Here is a 1,900-nt window from a genome sequence, read left to right on the forward strand (position 1 = left end):
TCGTCTTCCGGCTTCATGCCGTAGAAATACGTCGGCGTCGGCAGCACGCTGACCGGCCCATAGGTTTCCTGCGCGCCGGCGAAATCCGTGAACACCTTCGGATACATCAGCCACGAGGCGAATTCGAATTCCGACAGCTTGCGCTCGAGCTTCTCCTCGATTTCCTTGCGGTTGGCCTTGAGGTCGGCTGGCTTGAGCAGCGAGCCGGGCCGCACCGTGATCGGCTTGTCGCCTTTGAGCGCCTTCCTCTGCAGCGCCACCGGCCACCCGCCTGGCGACTGGCCGAGGTCGCCGCGCAGCATCGAGACGACCGAATCCGGGAAGGCGATATCCCTATCCGGGTTTTCGACATCGGCAACGGTCAGGTCCTGGCTGACCATCATCAATGCCATGTCGCCGACGACCTTGGACGACGGCGTCACCTTGACGATGTCGCCGAACATCAGATTGACGTCGTGATAGGTCTGCGCCACCTCGTGCCAGCGCGTCTCCAATCCGAGCGAGCGAGCCTGTTCCTTCAGATTGGTGAACTGGCCGCCCGGCATCTCGTGCAGATAGACTTCCGAGGCCGGCCCCTTGAGGTCGCTTTCGAAGGCGGCGTACTGGTTGCGCACCGCTTCCCAGTAGAACGAGATCTTCCTGATCCATTGCGGGTCGAGACCGGGGTCGCGTTCGGTGCCCTTCAGCGCCTCGACGAGTGAGCCAAGGCATGGCTGCGAGGTGTTGCCGGAGAAGGCATCCATCGCCGCGTCTATGGCGTCGACGCCGCTTTCCACCGCCGCCAGCACCGTCGCCGCCGACAGGCCCGACGTGTCGTGGGTGTGGAAATGGATCGGCAGGTCGGTCGCCTCGCGCAGCGCCTTGAACAGCACGCGTGCTGCGGAAGGCTTCAGCAGGCCGGCCATGTCCTTGACGGCGATGATGTGGGCGCCGGCCGCCTGCAATTCCCCGGCCAGGCCGACATAGTATTTGAGGTCGTATTTCGCCCGAGCCGGATCGAGGATATCGCCGGTGTAGCAGATCGCCGCTTCGATCAGCTTGCCCTCGGCTCCGACCGCATCCATGGCGACGCGCATGTTGTCGACCCAGTTCAGGCAATCGAAGACCCGGAACAGGTCGATGCCACCGCTTGCTGCCTGCTTGACGAAATGCTGCACGACATTGTCGGGATAGTTGGTGTAGCCGACGCCATTGGCACCGCGCAGCAGCATCTGCAACAGCAGATTGGGCGCCGCCTCGCGCACCAGCGACAGCCGCTCCCACGGATCCTCGGTGAGGAAGCGCATCGCGACGTCGAAGGTGGCGCCACCCCAGCATTCCAGCGATAGAAGCTGCGGCAAGGCACGCGCATAGGCACCGGCGATGCCGGCAATGTCATGCGTGCGCATGCGCGTCGCCAGCAGCGATTGATGGCCATCGCGCATCGTCGTGTCGGTGACCAGAACCTCCTTCTGATCGCGCATCCAGGCGGCGAACTTCTGCGGGCCCAGCACATCCAGCTTCTGCTTGCTGCCGCCGGGCACATTGCCGTTGAGGTAAGGCACCACGGGTGCCGCGGCGTCGGCCTTCGGCTGCGGCCGGCCGCGCGTCTCGGGATGGCCGTTGACGCTGACGTCGGCGAGATAGTTGATGAGCTTGGTGGCGCGGTCCTGGCGCTTGACCTGCTGGAACAGTTCCGGCGTCGTGTCGATGAACTTGGTCGTGTAGGAATTGTCGGCGAAGCTCGGATGGTTGATGATCGCTTCGAGGAAGGTCAAATTGGTGGCGACGCCGCGGATGCGGAACTCGCGCAGCGCCCGATTCATGCGGGCGATCGTCTCGGCCGGCGTCGGCGCCCACGCCGTCACCTTCTCCAGCAGCGGATCGTAGAAGCGGGTGATGACCGCGCCCGAATAAGCGG

The 1,900-nt window shown here is 64.2% G+C and carries 1 protein-coding gene; it reads right to left on the minus strand.

The genetic code is table 11. The annotated features are described in order from the left end of the window. Positions 1–1,900, minus strand: a 1,900-nt coding sequence (locus EN884_RS34650; RefSeq protein WP_128361071.1) for a pyruvate carboxylase, incomplete at both ends; no start/stop codon positions are given.

It is taken from the genome of Mesorhizobium sp. M7A.F.Ca.AU.001.01.1.1 (assembly GCF_004022735.1).
GTDB lineage: Bacteria > Pseudomonadota > Alphaproteobacteria > Rhizobiales > Rhizobiaceae > Mesorhizobium > Mesorhizobium ciceri.